The sequence below is a fragment of the Halobacillus campisalis genome (genome assembly GCF_030345335.1).
In the GTDB taxonomy this organism is placed as follows: Bacteria; Bacillota; Bacilli; order Bacillales; family Halobacillaceae; genus Halobacillus_A; species Halobacillus_A campisalis.
In genome coordinates this window covers 569,519-588,637 of sequence record NZ_JAPVRC010000001.1, presented here as the reverse complement: position 1 = coordinate 588,637, position 19,119 = coordinate 569,519, and the positions used below count along the sequence as shown (strand labels likewise).

Below are 19,119 nucleotides of genomic sequence, written 5' to 3'. Positions count from 1 at the left end.
TATTATGATTATTTGGAATTATATGTAAGGGGGTGAGGGTGTGTTGAAAGGTGTAAGACAAATGATCAAACACTTATTTAATGGTAAAAATTCTTGGTTGAGATTAAGTATTCCATCCTTTCTGCTTGCCCTCTTTTTCCTCCTTTTGAGTTTTTCAAACGTACATACAGAAACCTACAATCTTGAAAAGTTCAGCGTTGCTCATGAAACGATCCGGTCACCGGTTACAATTGAAAATGAAAGAAAAACAGAACAACGGGTAAGAGAAGCAACACTTGACGTAGAAGATCGATATCAGCTTTCTATGGACGTAGCTGAAGAAAGGCTGGCATATATCGAGGAAGTATTTGAAGCGGTAGGTGAAGTGAACCAATCTGAGTCAGGAAGGCTTTCTACAGAAGAGAACTTGAATCAGCTTAATTCATTATTGTCATCTGCCATAACAGACGAGCTGCCTATGGAAATTTTCCGTCCGTTTTTGAATGCCTCTGAAAACGACCTTAACAAAACAAAAGAATTATTAATATCCTCTGCTGAATCCTATTTCAACGAAGGAATCAGAACGACTGATTTAGAAGATACACTAGATACACTGAAGTTAAAAATCAGATATTCTTCCATTCCAGAAGATTTAAAAGATGAATCATCCGAATTGGGCAGTTTTGCACTAGTAGAAAATGCGATATTTGACCCGCAGGCAACGGACGAAGCAAGAAAAGAGGCTGCCGCCCAAGTTCAGCCCTCCATGATTCAAGCTGGTGAAGTGATCGTTACAGAAGGTGCGACGATTACGAATGACATTTATGATGAACTCGAGATTACAGGCCTTTTGAACCAAGAAAGAAATGTAATGCCTTACCTGGGATTGACGTTGTTTTCTTTACTCCTTGGAGCCGCTATTCTTTATCATTTCAGGAAAATGATGATTGAAGAGGGTTTAACGTATCGGCATATTTCTGTCGTTGTCCTCGTATCAGTCATTTCAATGAGCTTGATGAAAGGGTTCAGTGTTTTTGATTTTTCCAATGAATTTCTGTATTATTTAATGCCTGCAGCAATGGGTGCCATATTGATCAAGCTATTATGTAATGAGCGTTTTGCCGTCTTTATGAGCGTGATTTTTTCTCTTATGGCTGTCGTATTATTCAATGGGGAAGTTCCCGGGGCGCTGAATGCCCATATGGGGATATACGTGTTACTGTCTCAGCTCGCGGGTATATTCTTTTTATGGAATACTAGTGATCGCTTGTTTATCGCAAAGACAGGCGTAGGTATTGCCTTAATTAACTGTATGACGATCAGTTTTACTGTATTCCTTTCCTTTGAAAAATACAGCTGGTTCGATTGGGGGCTGTTCGCAGGATATGGCTTGATTAGCGCTGTATTATCAGTTATTCTGACGTTTGGCTTACTTCCGATTATCGAGTCGACGTTTGATATTCTATCGGATAGTAAGCTTATCGCGCTGGCAAATCCTAATCACAGGTTGTTAAGGAAAATTTTGATGGAGACCCCTGGTACTTATCACCACAGCGTAATGGTAGCTAATCTGAGCGAAGCGGCCTGTGAATCGATTGGTGCTAGAGGGCTTTTAGCAAGAGTAGCCGCTTATTATCACGATTTAGGGAAGACAATGCGACCTCACTATTTTATCGAGAACCAAATGGGGATGAAGAACCCGCACGATTATATTAAACCTGAACAAAGTGCAGCTATCATCATCAGTCATCCTTATGATGGCGCCAAGCTTCTTGAGAAGGAGAAACTCCCTAAAGAAATAATTGATATTGCTAAGCAGCATCATGGAACTACGCTATTGAAATATTTTTACTACAAGGCTAAAGAGAAAGAGTCTTCTGTAAATGAAAGTATGTTCAGATACCCAGGGCCTAAACCTCAAACGAAAGAAGCGGCTATTGTTTGTATCTGTGACTCAGTAGAAGCGGCTGTGCGTTCACTCGATCAGCCTACTCAGGAGAAGATTGATTCAATTGTGCATGCTATTATAGAAGATCGTATATTAGATGGGCAATTGGATGATTGTAATTTAACTTTTAAAGAATTGAACAAACTAGAATTAGCAATTTGTGAAACACTTCAAGGGATTTTCCATTCGCGCATTCAGTATCCCAATCAGAACAATCTTGTAAAGGAGGCAAAATAATGATTCAGATAGACTTTCATGATGCCACAAATTCGGTGGATGAAGCATTCATTGACTTAGTGGAACGTATCATCCAATTTTCAGCTAAAAAAGAAGAGGTGGCGGAATCGGAGATTTCTATTTCCTTTGTGGACAATAAAGAGATACAGGAATTGAACCGTAATTACCGTCAAATTGATTCGCCTACGGATGTCATTTCATTCCCTATGCAGGAATTGGGGGATGGTGAGGTAGAGGTCCAGAATGAAGATCTTCCTGTTCTCTTAGGCGATATTGTGATCTCTGTAGACAAGGCTAATGAGCAGGCCAAAGAGTATGACCATTCTTTAGAGCGTGAGTTCGGCTTTTTAGCGTTACACGGTTTTCTTCACTTGCTTGGTTACGACCATAAAACTGAAGAAGATGAGAAAAAGATGTTCGCTCGTCAAGAGGAAATTTTACATGAGTATGGATTACAAAGGTCGTAAGCTGATTGGCTTAAGACACGCACTTCGTGGAATACAGCAAGTGTTTCGTAAGGAAAGGAACCTTAAAATCCACTTGATAATAAGTGTCGTTGTTATCTTTTTCGCTGCATTTCTTGACGTTTCATTAATGGAATGGGCGGTGCTTTTCGGTATAATTGCGCTAGTGATTTCATTAGAAATGATAAACTCCTCCATCGAGAGGGTAATGGATTACCTGGCTCCTGAATGGCACGCTTCCGCAGGAGAAATTAAAGATATAGCAGCTGGAGCTGTGTTGGTCGCAGCAATAAGTTCAATCATCATAGGATGTATCATTTTCTTACCTAAATTGATGGACATCATGTTTTAAACAAAAGGATTAATGGAGGCAATAAGCATATGGAAGAAACGTTTAAATCAGGGTTTGTAGCTATAATAGGCCGCCCGAATGTAGGGAAATCAACTTTTATGAACCGGGTAATCGGTGAAAAAATCGCCATTATGAGTGATAAACCTCAGACCACTAGAAATAAAATCTCAGGTGTCCTTACAGAAAAAGACGCTCAAATGATATTTATTGATACACCAGGCATCCACAAGCCGAAGCATAAATTAGGCGATTATATGGTCAACGTGGCAGAGAATACGCTGAACGAAGTCGATGCCATTATGTTTATGATCAATGCTGAAGAAGGATATGGACGCGGCGACCAATTCATACTCGATCGTTTACAAAAAATCAACCAGCCCGTTTTTTTGATCGTAAATAAAATTGACAAAGTCCATCCTGATCAGCTGCTGCCTTTGATTGAAGAATATAGGTCAAAGTTAGATTTTGAAGAGATTGTTCCTATTTCAGCATTAGAAGGGAACAATGTCGATCACCTGCTTGGTGTATTAAAAAGCCATTTGCCGGAAGGTCCTCAATTTTATCCCGAGGATCAGATCACGGATCATCCTGAACGGTTCATTGTAAGTGAATTCATCCGTGAAAAGGTCCTGCAATTGACTCGTGAAGAAATTCCTCACTCTATTGCTGTAGTTATTGAAACCATGAAGAAAAGGGACGATTCAAACGCCGTTTTCATTCAGGCTGTCATCATCGTGGAGCGTAACTCACAAAAAGGAATCATTATCGGTAAGCAAGGAAGCATGTTGAAAGAAGTAGGGCAGAGAGCCAGAAAAGATATAGAACTGCTTCTTGGAAGTAAAGTTTATTTAGAATTGTGGGTCAAGGTACAGAAGGATTGGAGAAATAAGCAAATCCAGCTAAGTGATTTTGGTTATAAGGAAGATGAATATTAAGATTGGTAAATTTTAAGCCTTATCGTTTGGCGTAGATGAAGCAACCTAAGGATGTCATTCCATTTGATATTAAGAAAGGCGGTGTTTCTTGTGCTAGACCTATCCTGGAATTTGTTTAGACGGACAGGAAACATAGAAACCTATTTATTAATGAAGGAATTAGAAGACAGCCCGCAGCCTGTTGAAGAAACTTCATCTGCGCCGGAACAACAGAGAGATTCCTAAGAAGTAAAAACCATGAGCAGGTGAATGCTTTGTTAGAAAAAATCGAAGGTATCGTCATACGAACGAGAGATTATGGAGAAACACACAAAATTGTTACTATACTCACAAGGGAAAAAGGAAAGATCGGGGTCATGGCAAGAGGTGCCAAGAAACCAAAAAGCCGAATGGCCTCGATTACTCAACCATTTATCCATGCCCAGTTCCTAATCCAAATAGGCTCGGGCTTAGGTTCGATGAGTCAAGGAGAAATGCTGACTTCCCTGCGTTCGATCAGAGAAGATATTGTCAAGACAGCCTATGCCTCCTATCTAGCAGAATTAACGGACAAACTGATCGATGAAAAACAGCCTGATCCTTTTATTTATGAGCAGCTGCTGCAAACGTATACGTGGATGGCTGAAGGGAAAGATTGTGAAATCTTAGCTATGATGTATGAGTTGAAATTATATCGGAAAGCGGGATTCGCCCCTAAAGTTGACAGCTGTGTCAATTGTGGAAATGAAGAGGGGCCCTTCTCATTTTCAGTAGTTGAAGGAGGATATTTATGCTCCCGTTGTAAACACAAGGATCCTTACGCTTATGGTTTGTCTGATACATTAGCAAGGCTACTGCGCTTATTTTTACATATGGATGTTAAAAGGCTAGGGCAAATTTCAATGAAAAATGAAAACAAACAGAAGCTCCGTTTAATAATGGACGAATATTACGATCGTTTTGGCGGATACTTCCTTAAATCAAAAAAATTTCTTAAGCAACTTGATCTATTTAACGATAATGATTGACAAAAGAATGATGATTCAGTATGATTCTATTTACTAATAAAAGATTGTGTAGATGGAAAGTAGTAATCGATCTTTTTTGTTTATAGAGAACTCGTGATGGTGGAAATCGAGTAACAAAAATTCGATGAAGGCATTCCGGAGCAAAGAACGTTCAAAGTGGCTTCTTTTAGAGGAAGCAAATAGGGTGGAACCGCGGTAAACCCCGTCCCTATGTCAATGATGGCATAGAGACGGGGTTTCTTTATGCTTACTAATTAGGAGGTAGAACATGAACATTCAAGAAATGATTTTAACCTTGCAGAAGCATTGGTCCGATGAAGGCTGCTTGCTTATGCAGGCCTATGACGTAGAAAAAGGTGCCGGCACTATGTCACCGATGACCTTATTAAGAAGTCTGGGTCCTGAACCGTGGAATGTTGCCTACGTAGAACCTTCCAGAAGACCTGCTGATGGACGTTATGGTCAGAATCCTAATCGTCTTTACCAGCACCACCAATTCCAGGTGATTATGAAACCATCTCCAGACAATATTCAAGATCTGTATTTGAAATCACTCGAAAAACTGGGGATTGATGCTGAAAAACACGATATTCGTTTTGTTGAAGATAATTGGGAGAATCCTACGCTTGGTGCGGCGGGATTAGGTTGGGAAGTATGGTTGGATGGCATGGAAATCACACAATTTACTTATTTCCAGCAAATCGGAGGACTTGAAGCTCGTCCGGTAGCAGCAGAAATCACTTATGGTTTGGAGCGTTTGGCTTCCTATATCCAAGATAAGGAAAATGTGTTTGAGCTTGAATGGACGGACGGCGTAACAGTAGGGGATATCTTTACTCAGCCAGAGTATGAACATTCCGTTTATACATTTGAAGAATCAGATGATCAAATGTTATTTGATTTATTTTCTACTTATGAACAAGAAGCGAAGCGCATTATGGAAAAAGGATTAGTATTCCCTGCATACGATTATGTACTTAAGTGCTCCCACACATTTAATTTATTGGACGCTAAAGGGGTCATCTCAGTTACCGAAAGAACCGGTTATATCGGGAGAGTAAGAAACTTGGCCCGTTCAATTTCCAAAGCTTATGTTGATGAAAGGGAAAGATTAGGGTTCCCAATGTTGAAGGAAGGAGAGTCGTCCTATGAGTAATACGGTTTTATTTGAACTAGGATTAGAAGAATTGCCTGCAAGGTTCATTGATGATGCTATCGAACAGTTAACGAAAAGTACAGAGACCTGGCTGAACGATCGAAGGATTCCTTACGAATCGGTTAAAAGCTACTCTACTCCTCGTCGTCTGGCCGTTCAAATCTTCGGCGTCGCAGATAAACAGCCTGACCTTGAGGAAGAAGCGAAAGGACCAGCTAAGAAAATCGCTCTAGACGAGAATGGAGAATGGTCGAAAGCTGCGATAGGATTTTCTAAAGGTCAAGGGCAATCTGTAGATGAAATTTATTTTAAAGAGATCAAAGGAGTAGAATATGTCCACGTGAAAAAATTCACTCCTGGTCAGTCCACTGTTGATCTGCTCGCGGATTTCAAACAAGTTCTGCTAAGCTTAAACTTTCCGAAAAACATGAGGTGGGGGAGCTTTAATTTGAAGTATGCTCGTCCTATCCGCTGGATTGCTGCGTTATTCAATGATCAGGTCATTCCCTTTGCGATTGAGAATGTATCTACGGACGCATTCACGTATGGACATCGTTTCCTTGGCTCTAAAGCTGTTATTGAACATGCGGATCAATACGAACAAGTATTGAAGAATGAACAAGTTATAGCTGATAAAAACAAACGAAAAACAATGATAGAACAACAGCTGAGTCACTTAGAGCAAACAAGAAATTGGGAGATAGTAAAAGATGACCAATTGTTGAATGAAATTACTCATCTAGTAGAGTATCCAACTGTTTTCAGTGGTGAATTCAGCAGTGAATTTCTTGAAGTTCCTGAAGAAGCACTAATTACTTCAATGAAAGAACATCAGAGGTACTTTCCGGTACGCTCGACTCAAGGCGTGTTACAACCTTTCTTTGTCGCCGTCAGAAATGGTAATGACAAACACCTCGAAACTGTCGCCCGAGGAAATGAGAAGGTTTTAAAGGCCCGTTTGGCAGATGCTCAATTTTTTTATCTAGAAGATCAAAAAGGATCTATAGATGAAAAGCTTAAAAAGCTGGAGCGTATGGTCTATCAAGTGGAACTCGGAACTTTGGCAGATAAAGTGTCAAGGGTGAAGCAGTTTACCGAGTCAATCAGCCGGAAATTGCGTCTCGGGGAACGAGTAGAAAAGCAAGCAGTACGAGCTGCGGAAATAAGTAAGTTTGACCTGGTTACTCATATGGTGGACGAATTCTCTGAACTCCAGGGCATCATGGGTGAGAAATACGCTCGTATTTATGGAGAGGATGAGGAAGTGGCGGCAGCGATAAATGAGCATTATATGCCGCGTCAAGCAAACGGACAGCTTCCTGAATCAACAGTTGGTGCCGTGGTCAGCATTGCAGATAAGCTTGATACTATCGTCGGCTCTATCGCTATCGGACATACTCCGACTGGTTCACAGGATCCCTATGGATTAAGACGTCAGTCATTAGGCGTTATACAAATTCTTAAAGGTAGAAACTGGTCACTGTGCGTAGAAGATTTACTGGATGAAGTGATCGATTTCTACTTCACAAAGAACTTGCCTACTAGAAAAAAAGAGGATGTCGTTCAGGATGTGCATGACTTCTTCCGTACAAGAGCTAGTTACTTATTGAAAGACGAGGGGATGGCTCCAGATGTCATTCAATCAGTCCTTGCTCAAGGGATCCAAGTATATTCCCAAACATCCGCCAAAGCACTCATTTTGATGGAAAAGCGTAATGATAATCAATTCAAATCTGTACATGAAGCGCTTGGCCGAGTGCTCAACCTGGCTAAAAAAACAGAAGCTGCAGCCATAGACCCGGCTTTGTTTGAAAATAAAAGTGAAGCTGCACTTTACGAACTTCATAGGGACATTCACGAGAACTACCAGCAGGCTTTACAAGAACAAAACCCGGAAAGTGCCTTGAATCTTCTCGCACAGCTAGCTGATCCTATCCACTCGTTCTTTGATCAGACAATGGTAATGGCAGAGGATGAGCAGCTGCGCTCCAACCGGTTAGCTCTATTGAAACAAATTGCGTCTGACATTTTAGATTTTGCCGATTTAAACGCTGTGCAATGGAAACAACAATATTAAGTGAACTCTTTTACCCATCAGAATAAATGAGCTATAATAATTAAATAGTATGTCACAGTTGTGATTAGGGCGGTGAAAGAATGGAACTTTCCAGCAGACAAGAGCAAATCATACAAATCGTTAAAGACAATGGACCGATTACAGGAGAAAATATTGCTGAAAACTTGAGTTTGACTAGAGCGACTTTGCGGCCGGATTTAGCAATTTTAACTATGGCTGGTTATTTAGATGCAAGACCTCGTGTTGGGTATTTCTTTACAGGGAAAACAGGTTCTGAACTTTTGACGGAGAAACTAAAAAAGTTCAAAGTCCATGAATACCAGGCTCTTCCCGTCGTTGTAGAAGAGGATGTTTCCGCATATGATGCAATTTGCACGATGTTTTTAGAAGATGTCGGGACTCTTTTTGTCATAAATGATCAAGCACTGCTTGTTGGAGTTCTTTCTAGAAAAGATTTATTGCGTGCAAGTATTGGAAATCATGACTTAACTTCAGTTCCGGTTCATATTATCATGACAAGGATGCCCAATATTTCTATTTGTGAAAAAGACGATCTCTTATTGGATGCGGCGCAAAAGCTGATTGAGAAACAAATAGACGGCCTTCCAGTAGTGAAGCCTGTAGATCGCGGATTGGAAGTCATAGGTAGACTGACGAAGACGAGCGTAACGAAAGCATTAGTGGAGCTTGCAAGAGATCAGCATTTATAAATCGTACGTCTTTGCAGAAGGAGAGGGAAAAGCTGTGAGTAAACCATTAATTTTCATTCTTTCAGATTCAGTAGGAGAAACCGCAGAGCTAGTAGTAAAAGCAGCATTAAGTCAATTTGATGATGGACCATTCGATGTGCAAAGAATTCCTTATGTAGAGGATAAAGGCACGATTAATGAGACAGTCGCTCAGGCGAAAGAATATAATGCTATGATCGGCTTTACGCTGGTAGTTCCTGAGTTTAGAACCCACCTATTGAACAAAGCGAAGGAATATGATTTGGAATGTATAGATATCATGGGCCCGATGATGGATGCTATGCAACGATTTTTTAAGACTGAACCTCGCTTAGAGCCAGGTTTGGTTCATAAACTGGATGAGGATTATTTCAAAAGAGTCGAAGCTATTGAATTTGCTGTGAAATATGATGATGGACGAGATGCCCGCGGGATCGGAAAAGCGGATATCGTGCTGATTGGTGTTTCGAGGACTTCCAAAACTCCACTTTCGCAATATTTAGCTCATAAGAGATTAAAAGTAGCGAACGTACCTATCGTTCCTGAAGTTGAGCCTCCTGAAGAATTATTCAAAGTAGATCCGAAGAAGTGTATCGGATTAAAAATCAGTCCACAAAAGCTGAACGATATACGTAAAGAACGTTTGAAATCTTTAGGGCTCGGTGCTGAAGCGAGTTACGCTAACATGGATCGGATTCAGCAGGAAATCGAACATTTTGATCAAATCGTTGATCAAATCGGCTGTCACGTGATTGATGTTTCCCATAAAGCAGTCGAAGAAACTGCTAACGTCATCATGAGTAAATTACGGGAGTACTCATCGTGAATTAAGAAAAAATCGTGCTTTTTTATATAAAAGCGCGATTTTTCATGAAAAAAAACAAAAAAACTATAGATTTTATAAATCATAGGTATTATAATAAATATTTGTGTAAAAATAATCTTATTGCTAATTATGTGAGGACACTTTTCAGAAAAGTAAAACATTATAAAATGGGAAGGATTCTAACGATTATTGTAGAATTATTGAGTTATGCAGAATTTAAAACGTGATGTGTGGGTAGATGCCGATAGTTGTCCTGTTCAACGTGAACTTACTGCCGTATGTTCAGATTTTAAAATTCAGCCCAAGTTTATTGCAACAGTGAACCATTTTAAGAATGAATTAAATGGCGAAAACTGGACTTTTCTTGACCATGGCTCCCAATCAGTTGATCTTTATATTCTAAATCATGTGAAGACGGCTGATATAGTAGTGACACAAGATTATTCTTTGGCGGTTTTACTTACTTTACAAGGGGTTTACGTACTTACTCCACGAGGTAAACTGATTAAAGAGGAAGAGGCTTCGGATATCATGAATCAAAAGCATCTTCGTCAGCAAACGATGAAACGTAAGAAAAAATGGAAAGGTCCAAAAGCTTTCACTAACAATGATCGCGACACATTTTCGAAAGCATTACACGACCTTCTCCAAAAGAATGATGAACCTAAAGGAATGTAGTAAATTTTACAACTGGTATGGTGATGTATATGGCTGGACACATTCCTGAAGAAACAGTCGATGAAATTAGAAAATCAGTAGATATAGCAGAGGTTATTGGGGAATACGTTCAATTGAAACGGCAAGGGAGAAACTACTTCGGTTTGTGTCCGTTTCATGGAGAAAATACGCCTTCCTTTTCTGTATCCAGCGACAAACAAATTTTTCACTGCTTCGGATGTGGAAAAGGCGGCAACGTATATTCTTTCTTAATGGAGATAGAAGGGTATAACTTCATTCAGGCTGTCCAAAAAACAGCTGAGAGAACTGGCCACGGCTTGCCTGAACAAATGAAAGAAGAGCCTGCTGGAAAACAAGATCCTGAAGCTCAAAGTATGTTGGAGGCTCATGAATGGCTGACCAAACTTTACTCACATATGCTCCGGAACTCTAAAGAAGGTAAACAAGCTCTTCAGTATATGCTGGATCGAGGGTTCACTGAGGAAATCATCCGGGAGTATCAAATCGGATTTTCACCCACATCCCCGTCTTTTGTTGTAACCTTTCTTGAGAAAAAAGGGTACCATCCCCAAACTATGGTAAAAGCAGGTTTATTGAATGTAAATGATAAAGGAGACTATTCGGATCGGTTTCGAGGAAGAATAATGTTTCCACTTCGTAATCATTTAGGGAAAACCGTCGCTTTTGCAGGGAGATCTTTAGGAGACCAGCAGCCGAAATATTTGAACAGCCCGGAAACAGACCTTTTCCAAAAGGGCAGACTGCTTTTCAACTTTGATTTAGCACGTTCGGCCATCAGGAAAACGAAAACAATTATTTTGTTCGAAGGATATGCTGATGTCATTGCTGCCCGTCAAGCGGGTGTAGAGAATGGTGTAGCGACAATGGGAACATCTATTTCCGAAATACAGGCTCAGTTGATCGACCGTTATGCTGAGCAGGCAATCATCTGCTACGACGGAGACGAAGCAGGAATGAATGCCGCAGCTAAAGCGGCGAAACTTCTCAAGCTTACAGGTTGTCAGATAAATGTAGCCCGTTTACCCGAAGGCATGGATCCAGACGATTACATTAAAAAACATGGCGGAGATCGTTTCAAAAAAGAAGTTATAGATGCGAGCGATCCCTACACGTCATTTATAATAAATTACCTTCGTAGAAATTATAATTTACAACTAGAAGGAGATCGCATTGCTTATATCGAAAAGGTATTACAGGAGGTAGCTCAATTAGATCGTGCCATAGAAAGAGAGCATTATCTAAAAGAAGTAGCCGCGGATTTTGATATATCAATGGAAACCTTAAAAGATGAAGTAGATCAATTAAAGAAACGAGTTCCGTCAGCCCCTTCACAAGGGAAACAGAAGAGAAATTGGCAGAACCGTTCGATAGATTCTCAATCCATGCATCATAAACTGCTCCCGGCCTTTCACAATGCGGAAAGAAAGCTTATTGCAAATATGTTGAAAAACCCGGTTATTGCTGATAAAGTGCAAGAGGAATTAGGTGGGGCGTTTAATATTTCCGAGCACCAGGTAATCGTTACGCACTTATACGCATATTATGAAGATGGCCATGCACCTGACATTAGTCAATTTATCGAGCGTCTGGAAGATGAATCTTTAAAGAATTTAGTTATACAATTGACGATGTCACCAAACGCTGAGGAAGAAATAACCGATCAGGAACTGGGAGACTATATCCATCGTATCCGAATGGAAAATACGGATCGTACGGATATCAAAAGTTTAGAAGCAGAACAAAAGAGAGCGGAGCAGCAAGGTGATCCTATAAAAGCTGCGCAAATCGCAATGGAAATTTTGAGACGGAAACAAGAGTTGAAAAACACTCATTAACTTGGTATGGATAGTCGGAAGGAGGGGGACTAATGGCGGACAAGCAACAACAGCCATCACGTTCTAAAGAAAATGACAGCGAACTAACTCTAGAGCAAGCTAAAGAACAGCTCCTTGAAATGGGGAAAAAGAGGGGAGTTCTAGCTTACGAAGAGGTTGCTGAGAAATTATCCAGTTTTGAATTGGATTCTGATCAAATGGACGAATATTACGAGCACCTGAATGAACAGGGTGTTGAAGTTATAGGAGATTCTGACCAGGACCCTAGTATGCAGCAGTTGAACAAAGAAGAAGAGTTCAACTTGAACGATCTTAGTGTGCCGCCTGGCGTGAAAATCAATGATCCCGTCCGTATGTATCTTAAAGAAATCGGTCGTGTCAATTTACTTGCTGCCAAGGATGAAATAAGCCTGGCTCAGAGGATTGAGGAAGGCGACGAAGAAGCTAAACGTGACCTAGCAGAAGCCAACCTGCGTTTAGTGGTAAGTATCGCAAAGAGATATGTAGGACGGGGAATGCTCTTCTTAGACTTGATTCAGGAAGGAAACATGGGTCTAATTAAAGCAGTTGAAAAATTCGATTACCGTAAAGGGTATAAATTCAGTACGTATGCCACTTGGTGGATAAGGCAGGCGATTACGCGCGCGATTGCTGACCAGGCACGTACTATCCGTATTCCAGTCCATATGGTGGAAACAATTAATAAGCTGATCAGGGTTCAAAGACAGCTTCTTCAAGATTTAGGACGAGAACCTACTCCTGAAGAAATTGCACAGGACATGGAACTCACACCTGACAAAGTCCGGGAAATTTTGAAAATCGCACAAGAACCTGTTTCTCTTGAGACACCAATCGGTGAAGAAGATGATTCTCATCTTGGAGATTTCATTGAAGACCAGGAAGCGACATCACCTTCCGATCATGCAGCTTACGAGTTATTAAAAGAACAACTGGAAGATGTGCTGGACACGCTGACCGATCGTGAAGAAAACGTATTGCGTCTTCGCTTTGGCCTGGATGACGGCCGTACCCGCACATTAGAAGAAGTAGGGAAAGTTTTCGGTGTGACAAGAGAACGTATCCGTCAAATCGAAGCGAAAGCTTTAAGAAAACTGAGACACCCTAGCCGAAGCAAACGATTAAAAGATTTTATGGAATAAATTCCTTAATCCGTAATGGAACCCATCCGATATATAGGGTATATCTTGTTCATTCTTTAGGGGCCGGAGGGTCCCTAAAGTTTTATCAGGAGAGGTGGGGTGAAAACCTATTGGACAAACGGAATGAAACGATTGTTAAAGAGATATTATATTGGAAGCAGAATCGATTACTGCCAGAGCAATATTGTGATTTTCTTCTGGCATTGTATTCTGAAGGTATGGAGAAACCTGAAAGATTGCTATCAAAAACTACAATTCCTTACCTACTATATACTTATGTAAGTGTTATCCTTTTATTGCTCCCACTTTCATTTCTTGTCATTTATTTTACTGAACTGGGAATTATATTGCAAACAGGTCTTTTGTCGACTTTTGTTGGTATCGCTTTCATTTTATATAGATCTACTTCCTATCAATTTCACCACTTTGCCCAAACGTCACTTGTCATACTTTTAGTACTGGTTATGGTTTTTGCTGTTTATATAACTGGTTATTGGATGGATAATAATTTATGGGTTTACTTGATGGCAGGTTTTCACTCTATAATTTGGCTTCTGATCGGCAGGTTAAAGCAGTATACTTATCTGAAAATACTCGGTTTATTAGGACTAATTGTTATCGCATTGACCACAGTTTTTTAGTATTTGTCTGATTTTCCTTTCCTATGGAAGGAATTTAAAGTAAAATAAGTATAGTCTATTAGACATCTCTCATACTTTTAGGGAATACATAAGGAGGATGCAACTAATGAAAAGAAACCCTGTGATTCCTTTTGCGATTATTGCTGTGCTCGGGATTCTAGTGATGATTGTTGTGTCATCAGTTGGAGTCAACGAAAGGAATGCAATTGAAAACGCAGAAGATGGTGAAGGAACAGAAGAAACCGCTGCTGGACCAGAAGAAATGTATGAACAACAGTGTGCCAGTTGTCATGGTGGAGACCTCGAAGGCCAAAATGGTCCGAGTCTTCAAGAAGTAGGTTCTCAATATGATGCCTCTGAAATCCAGGACATCATTGAAAATGGTAAAGGCGATGGGGCTATGCCTGCAGGTCTTTATACAGGTGACGATGCTGCGACTTTAGCAGAGTGGCTTGCTGAAGAACATCAATAAATTGAGAAAAGCTTTCTGTTCATTCAGGAAGCTTTTCTTTTTATGAGAGGAAAGATTGCAACATGAACGGAAATCAATTATCAAAGCGGCTGAAAACGATAGCTGATTATTTAGTAGAACCGGTATACTTTGCAGATATAGGATCAGATCATGCTTATCTGCCCTGTTATGTTTGCAGCCGCAATTCAGAAGCTTTTGCCATTGCGGGTGAACTCAATCGAGGTCCTTTTTTGAGTGCTCAAAAAGAAGTAGCAGACAATCAATTGGAGGACAGAATTGAAGTCAAACAGGGAAACGGGTTAGAAGTCATAGATGAACGTGTAAATCAAATTGTGATTGCTGGTATGGGCGGTCCTTTAATAAGAGATATTCTTGAAGAAGGGAAAAATAAGCTAAGGAAAGTCTCAAGAATAATTGCTCAGCCTAATATAGATGCTCGTTCGATCCGACGATGGCTTATTGAGAATAATTATAATTTAGTGGAAGAATGTATTATTGTAGAGAATGGTCATATTTACGAAATTTTGGTAGCTGAAGAAGGAGATGGCCTGGAAAATTATAATGAAAATATTCTCGAAAAACAGCTTTGGTTCGGCCCTCATCTATTAGAAGAGAAAAATGATGCGTTTCAGATGAAATGGCAACAGGAAAAGGAAAAGAAACAACAAATCATTCATCGAATACAGAATTCACCTTTTCCTGATGAAAGTAAATTAAAAATATTTGAAAAAGAAATTCGATGGATCGAGGAGGCATTAACAAATGGCTAATAACGTAACCGCATCGGACATTATCAAATCATTAGAGGAAATAGCGCCTAAAGAGTATGCATTTGACTGGGACAATGTGGGGCTGCAAGTAGGGTCTCTCAAGCAGCCCGTAAAAAAAGTGATGATTACTCTGGACGTGCTGGAGAATGTTGTAGATGAAGCGATTGAGCAAGGAGCAGATATGATTGTCGCTCATCATCCCTTGTTGTTTATCAAGCTCAATGAAATAAACCTTGATACACCTAAAGGACGAGCTATAAAAAAATTGATTCAGCATAATATTACGGTGTACGCTTCTCATACGAATTTGGATGTAGCTGAAGGTGGAGTAAATGATGCTATGGCAGAACTTCTTGGAATTGAAAACCTAAAGCCTTTAATTGAATCTAATAATGAAGAACTTGTTAAACTAACAGTATTTGTTCCAGAGAGCCACACAGATTATGTAAGGGATGCAATCAGTGAAGCTGGAGCCGGACATATAGGCGATTATAGCCATTGCACCTATCAAGTGAGCGGAGAAGGGACGTTTAAACCTCTAGAAGGCTCAAACCCATTAATAGGTAGTCAAGGCGACCTTGAAAAAGTGAAAGAAGATAGGTTAGAAACCATTTTACCTAAAGAAAAAGTGGATACGGTCATACATTCTATGAGAAAAGCTCATCCATATGAAGAAGCTGCTTATGATGTATTCCCTTTACTCAATGAAGGTCAAAAAAGGGGAGTGGGGAGAATCGGTGATTTAAGTAGTGAAATGACACTGCATACTCTTTGTGAATTGGTTAAAGAAAAATATCAAGTACCAAAGCTCCGCTTTATCGGGGAGCCTGATCAAAAAGTCAGGCGCGTAGCGCTGCTGGGTGGGAGCGGTGAAAAATATCACGGAGCTGCTTTAGCTAAAGGTGCTGATGTATATATAACGGGAGATATGACTTTCCATTTAGCGCAAGAGGCTTGGGAAAACGGGTTGATGGTTATTGATCCTGGCCATCATGTAGAAAAAGTGGTCAACCCGGTTTTGAAAAAATATTTTGATGATAAATTTTCTAATGAAGTAAAGTTTTTTATCTCTGCTTCGAACACTGAACCTTTTCGTTTTTGTTAAAATAAACTCCCTCTTCTTGAAGAATTATCTTCGAGACATATTCGGGGCTTAGGGACTGCGGGAAAAGGTTTGCCTGTTGCATCCTAGGAGGTCACTGCGTTCCCACGGATAGCGAGACATTCCCCGTAGACCTGATTCACTCACGGAATGTCTCGAAATTGAGTATACAACAATCCTGCCATATTATTGATAACTACTTTATATAAAACCAGCTAACACTATTAATTATCTCTTTGTTCAAACAAAAGGTCATCCGTCTAGTGAACGGATGACCTTTTGTTTAGTTTATTTCTTCTTAGCTCTGATTTTAGGCAGTATTTTCTTTTGTTCAACTAGTGACTCGCGAACCCATGTTTCCTCGTTATCAGGGTCGAATGATTCGATGAATCTAATCACTTCTTTAGTAATCGGTGTTGGTGTAGAGGCTCCGGCCGTTACGGCTACTTTAGAAACTCCTTCGAGCCACTCAAGTTCTATCTCTGTAACATCAGCTATTCTGTAAGCTTGTGTGCCTGCAATTTCAATAGATACTTGAGCTAGACGGTTTGAATTGTTACTCTTTGGATCTCCAACTACCAACGTCAAATCCGCATCTTTGGCTTGCTCTGACACTGCCTCCTGACGGACCTGGGTAGCCATGCAAATCTCCTGGTGCTTTTCTACGTGAGGATATTTCTCTTTGACTTTTTCCATTACGTCATAAACATCCCACTGACTCATCGTGGTCTGGTTGGTGATCAACAGTTTATCATGATCTAATTCCAGCTCTTCAACATCTTCTTCTGTCTGTACGAGATGGACTTTACCTGGTGCTACACCCATGGCGCCTTCAGGTTCAGGGTGTCCTTTTTTTCCGACATATACGATTTCATATCCTTCCTCCACACGGTCGCGAATGAGATTATGCGTATTCGTAACGTCAGGGCAAGTAGCATCTAACGTCGTCAAGCCTTTTCTTTTCGCACGGTCTTTCACTTCAGGTGAAACGCCGTGTGCAGTGAAAATAACCGTACCATCGTTGATTCCTTCTAATAAATCCATACGGTTTTTTCCGTCGACGGTTATAATTCCTTCACTTTCAAATGCTTCTGTAACATGAGAATTGTGAACGATCATTCCTAAAATATATATAGGGCGTGGTAAATTCGGATCTTTCGCCGCATTCTGTGCGATGACCATGGCATCAACCACTCCGTAACAATAACCGCGAGGGGCGATTTTTATGACTTCCATTTCATAAATCCTCCTCTTCGTTCTTAGCAACTTTTACAACAATATTTCTCACTCACTATTATAAAGGCTAAAGCAGAAGATGACAAAGAATGTCTACAGTTCGTGCAATTCTTTCTTCAGTCGATTATAATAGGGTAGGGATATTTTACATTAAAGGAGCACGTATATGAGTAATCATTCATTTAACGAATATGCGATACGTTCAGACGTAAAGCAAATAATTGAAGGACTGGGTTTTAAAGAACCTACTCCTATTCAAATAGAAGTGATACCGGCAGCTTTACGGGGTGAAAGTGTAATTGGGCAGTCGCACACTGGGTCCGGGAAAACGCACGCTTACCTGTTGCCGTTATTCAACCAAATAGAAGAAGGCGCCAAAGGTGTTCAATTTGTAATAACCGCTCCTACTCGGGAACTGGCTTATCAGATTTATGATGAAGTCAAAAAAGCGATCGAGTATGCAGGGAAAACGGACGTTTGGCGATCAAGTCTCGTGATTGGTGGGACCGATAAGCAAAAAATGATGGATAAATTATCTTCTAATCCACCGCATATCGTCGTCGGAACCCCGGGACGAGTATTGGATATGGTTAAAGAGGAAGCCCTTGTATTACATGAGACGAAAGCCTTTGTCTTAGATGAGGCGGATTTAATGCTTGATCTAGGATTTATAGAAGATGTCGATCAAATTTTGCTTCGCATGCATGAAGATCTTCAAATGCTTGTCTTTTCGGCCACTATTCCGGAACGACTGCAGCCGTTCTTAAAAAAATATTTATCGAATCCCACTCACATTCAAATTAAGGATAATAAGCCTTCTCCAGAAACAATGGAGCATAGACTCGTCGCGCTGCGTCATAAAAACCCTGCAGATATCATCATTGATATTTCCAAGACAATCCAGCCTTATTTAGCCATTATTTTTACGAATGGAAAAGAGCAGGCTGATGAACTGGCTAATGATTTACTGGAACGGGGATTGGAAACTGGAATCATCCATGGCGGACTAAGCCCCCGCGAACGGAAAAGAATGCTTAAAGATTTGCAAAATCTTCGTTACCAATACATTGTGGCCACTGATCTGGCCTCAAGAGGCATTGATATCCAAGGGGTAAGTCATGTAATTAATGCAAGAATGCCTAAAGAGGAGGAGTTCTACGTCCACCGTGTAGGCCGTACGGCGAGAGCAGGGATGCAAGGAACTGCCATTAATCTTTATGCCGAAGAAGACTTGCCGCTAATCGAGAAGTTAGAGCGAAGAGGTTTATCTTTTACATTCTATGAAGTGAAAAATGGAGAATGGGTAGAGGCTAAATCCTACAAAGAGCGGCAAAAGCGTAACCGAAATGAAAACGATATGGAAAAGCAAGCGAAACAAATGGTCAGAAAACCTAAAAAGGTTAAACCAGGCTATAAGAAAAAAATGAAGCAAGAAGCTGATAAAAATTACAGACAGCTCAAACGTGAAAGTTTCCGGAAAAAGAAATAGAAAGGA

General features: G+C 40.3%; 19 protein-coding genes and 1 other annotated feature. Of the genes, 18 read left to right on the top strand and 1 reads right to left on the bottom strand.

What is annotated here, in order from left to right; all coding sequences use genetic code 11:
• Positions 1 to 61: 61 nt before the first annotated feature.
• The 17 genes from O2Q26_RS02955 (at position 62) to O2Q26_RS02875 (ending at position 16,391) form a co-directional block, all read left to right on the top strand.
• Positions 62 to 2,164, top strand: a complete 2,103-nt coding sequence (locus tag O2Q26_RS02955) for an HD family phosphohydrolase (protein ID WP_434221032.1) — start codon at positions 62 to 64, stop codon at positions 2,162 to 2,164.
• Between the two features lie 2 nt (positions 2,165 to 2,166).
• Positions 2,167 to 2,631, top strand: coding sequence for an rRNA maturation RNase YbeY (gene ybeY, locus O2Q26_RS02950; RefSeq protein ID WP_253934554.1), 465 nt, complete (start codon positions 2,167 to 2,169; stop codon positions 2,629 to 2,631).
• Positions 2,606 to 2,980: a diacylglycerol kinase family protein gene (locus tag O2Q26_RS02945; protein ID WP_289214486.1), complete on the top strand. Its 375-nt coding sequence runs from the start codon at positions 2,606 to 2,608 to the stop codon at positions 2,978 to 2,980. The genes ybeY and O2Q26_RS02945 overlap by 26 nt, the downstream gene beginning before the upstream one ends.
• Positions 2,981 to 3,009: 29 nt before the next feature.
• Positions 3,010 to 3,915: a GTPase Era gene (gene era / locus O2Q26_RS02940; RefSeq protein ID WP_253934335.1), complete on the top strand. Its 906-nt coding sequence runs from the start codon at positions 3,010 to 3,012 to the stop codon at positions 3,913 to 3,915.
• A gap of 63 nt (positions 3,916 to 3,978) precedes the next feature.
• Positions 3,979 to 4,140, top strand: a complete 162-nt coding sequence (locus O2Q26_RS02935) for a YqzL family protein (RefSeq protein ID WP_352232196.1) — start codon at positions 3,979 to 3,981, stop codon at positions 4,138 to 4,140.
• 29 nt (positions 4,141 to 4,169) lie between these two features.
• On the top strand, positions 4,170 to 4,922 hold the full coding sequence (gene recO / locus O2Q26_RS02930) for a DNA repair protein RecO (protein WP_289214485.1): 753 nt from the start codon (positions 4,170 to 4,172) through the stop codon (positions 4,920 to 4,922).
• A gap of 40 nt (positions 4,923 to 4,962) precedes the next feature.
• Positions 4,963 to 5,135, top strand: a binding site (T-box leader).
• A gap of 55 nt (positions 5,136 to 5,190) precedes the next feature.
• Positions 5,191 to 6,078: a glycine--tRNA ligase subunit alpha gene (gene glyQ, locus O2Q26_RS02925; RefSeq protein ID WP_253934333.1), complete on the top strand. Its 888-nt coding sequence runs from the start codon at positions 5,191 to 5,193 to the stop codon at positions 6,076 to 6,078.
• The gene (glyS, locus tag O2Q26_RS02920) at positions 6,071 to 8,155 is read left to right on the top strand and encodes a glycine--tRNA ligase subunit beta (RefSeq protein ID WP_289214484.1); all 2,085 of its coding nucleotides are present in this window, start codon (positions 6,071 to 6,073) and stop codon (positions 8,153 to 8,155) included. Before glyQ ends, glyS begins: the two co-directional genes overlap by 8 nt.
• A gap of 80 nt (positions 8,156 to 8,235) precedes the next feature.
• The gene (ccpN, locus tag O2Q26_RS02915; protein WP_253934331.1) at positions 8,236 to 8,865 is read left to right on the top strand and encodes a transcriptional regulator CcpN; all 630 of its coding nucleotides are present in this window, start codon (positions 8,236 to 8,238) and stop codon (positions 8,863 to 8,865) included.
• A gap of 34 nt (positions 8,866 to 8,899) precedes the next feature.
• On the top strand, positions 8,900 to 9,709 hold the full coding sequence (locus O2Q26_RS02910; protein WP_289214483.1) for a pyruvate, water dikinase regulatory protein: 810 nt from the start codon (positions 8,900 to 8,902) through the stop codon (positions 9,707 to 9,709).
• Positions 9,710 to 9,916: 207 nt separating this feature from the next.
• Positions 9,917 to 10,387, top strand: coding sequence for a DUF188 domain-containing protein (locus O2Q26_RS02905; protein WP_289214482.1), 471 nt, complete (start codon positions 9,917 to 9,919; stop codon positions 10,385 to 10,387).
• Positions 10,388 to 10,416: 29 nt separating this feature from the next.
• Positions 10,417 to 12,243, top strand: coding sequence for a DNA primase (gene dnaG, locus O2Q26_RS02900; protein ID WP_289214481.1), 1,827 nt, complete (start codon positions 10,417 to 10,419; stop codon positions 12,241 to 12,243).
• 32 nt (positions 12,244 to 12,275) lie between these two features.
• Complete coding sequence (gene rpoD / locus O2Q26_RS02895; RefSeq protein WP_253934327.1) at positions 12,276 to 13,403, top strand: RNA polymerase sigma factor RpoD; 1,128 nt, start codon at positions 12,276 to 12,278, stop codon at positions 13,401 to 13,403.
• Positions 13,404 to 13,513: 110 nt separating this feature from the next.
• Positions 13,514 to 14,044 carry a hypothetical protein gene (locus O2Q26_RS02890; RefSeq protein WP_289214480.1) on the top strand — a complete coding sequence of 177 codons (531 nt, stop codon included), beginning with the start codon at positions 13,514 to 13,516 and terminating at the stop codon, positions 14,042 to 14,044.
• A gap of 106 nt (positions 14,045 to 14,150) precedes the next feature.
• On the top strand, positions 14,151 to 14,516 hold the full coding sequence (gene cccA, locus O2Q26_RS02885) for a cytochrome c550 (protein WP_289214479.1): 366 nt from the start codon (positions 14,151 to 14,153) through the stop codon (positions 14,514 to 14,516).
• Positions 14,517 to 14,578: 62 nt separating this feature from the next.
• Positions 14,579 to 15,286, top strand: a complete 708-nt coding sequence (locus tag O2Q26_RS02880) for a tRNA (adenine(22)-N(1))-methyltransferase (protein WP_289214478.1) — start codon at positions 14,579 to 14,581, stop codon at positions 15,284 to 15,286.
• Positions 15,279 to 16,391: a Nif3-like dinuclear metal center hexameric protein gene (locus tag O2Q26_RS02875; RefSeq protein ID WP_289214477.1), complete on the top strand. Its 1,113-nt coding sequence runs from the start codon at positions 15,279 to 15,281 to the stop codon at positions 16,389 to 16,391. The genes O2Q26_RS02880 and O2Q26_RS02875 overlap by 8 nt, the downstream gene beginning before the upstream one ends.
• A 285-nt stretch (positions 16,392 to 16,676) precedes the next feature.
• Here the strand turns inward: O2Q26_RS02875 and O2Q26_RS02870 are convergent, their stop codons facing one another.
• Entirely contained in the window at positions 16,677 to 17,624 is a 948-nt protein-coding gene (locus tag O2Q26_RS02870) for a 4-hydroxy-3-methylbut-2-enyl diphosphate reductase (RefSeq protein WP_289214476.1), read from the bottom strand.
• Positions 17,625 to 17,790: 166 nt separating this feature from the next.
• Here O2Q26_RS02870 and O2Q26_RS02865 point away from each other — a divergent pair, with 166 nt between their 5' ends.
• A complete protein-coding gene (locus O2Q26_RS02865) occupies positions 17,791 to 19,113 on the top strand; it encodes a DEAD/DEAH box helicase (RefSeq protein ID WP_289214475.1) in 1,323 nt (440 codons plus the stop codon).
• Positions 19,114 to 19,119 lie beyond the last annotated feature (6 nt).

Coding starts and splice junctions, on each gene's coding strand:
- O2Q26_RS02955 (WP_434221032.1), top strand. CDS start 62: ATGATCAAACACTTATTTAATGGTAAAAATTCTTGGTTGAGATTAAGT.
- O2Q26_RS02945 (WP_289214486.1), top strand. CDS start 2,606: ATGAGTATGGATTACAAAGGTCGTAAGCTGATTGGCTTAAGACACGCA.
- era (WP_253934335.1), top strand. CDS start 3,010: ATGGAAGAAACGTTTAAATCAGGGTTTGTAGCTATAATAGGCCGCCCG.
- glyQ (WP_253934333.1), top strand. CDS start 5,191: ATGAACATTCAAGAAATGATTTTAACCTTGCAGAAGCATTGGTCCGAT.
- glyS (WP_289214484.1), top strand. CDS start 6,071: ATGAGTAATACGGTTTTATTTGAACTAGGATTAGAAGAATTGCCTGCA.
- ccpN (WP_253934331.1), top strand. CDS start 8,236: ATGGAACTTTCCAGCAGACAAGAGCAAATCATACAAATCGTTAAAGAC.
- O2Q26_RS02905 (WP_289214482.1), top strand. CDS start 9,917: ATGCAGAATTTAAAACGTGATGTGTGGGTAGATGCCGATAGTTGTCCT.
- dnaG (WP_289214481.1), top strand. CDS start 10,417: ATGGCTGGACACATTCCTGAAGAAACAGTCGATGAAATTAGAAAATCA.
- rpoD (WP_253934327.1), top strand. CDS start 12,276: ATGGCGGACAAGCAACAACAGCCATCACGTTCTAAAGAAAATGACAGC.
- cccA (WP_289214479.1), top strand. CDS start 14,151: ATGAAAAGAAACCCTGTGATTCCTTTTGCGATTATTGCTGTGCTCGGG.
- O2Q26_RS02880 (WP_289214478.1), top strand. CDS start 14,579: ATGAACGGAAATCAATTATCAAAGCGGCTGAAAACGATAGCTGATTAT.
- O2Q26_RS02875 (WP_289214477.1), top strand. CDS start 15,279: ATGGCTAATAACGTAACCGCATCGGACATTATCAAATCATTAGAGGAA.
- O2Q26_RS02870 (WP_289214476.1), bottom strand. CDS start 17,624: ATGGAAGTCATAAAAATCGCCCCTCGCGGTTATTGTTACGGAGTGGTT.
- O2Q26_RS02865 (WP_289214475.1), top strand. CDS start 17,791: ATGAGTAATCATTCATTTAACGAATATGCGATACGTTCAGACGTAAAG.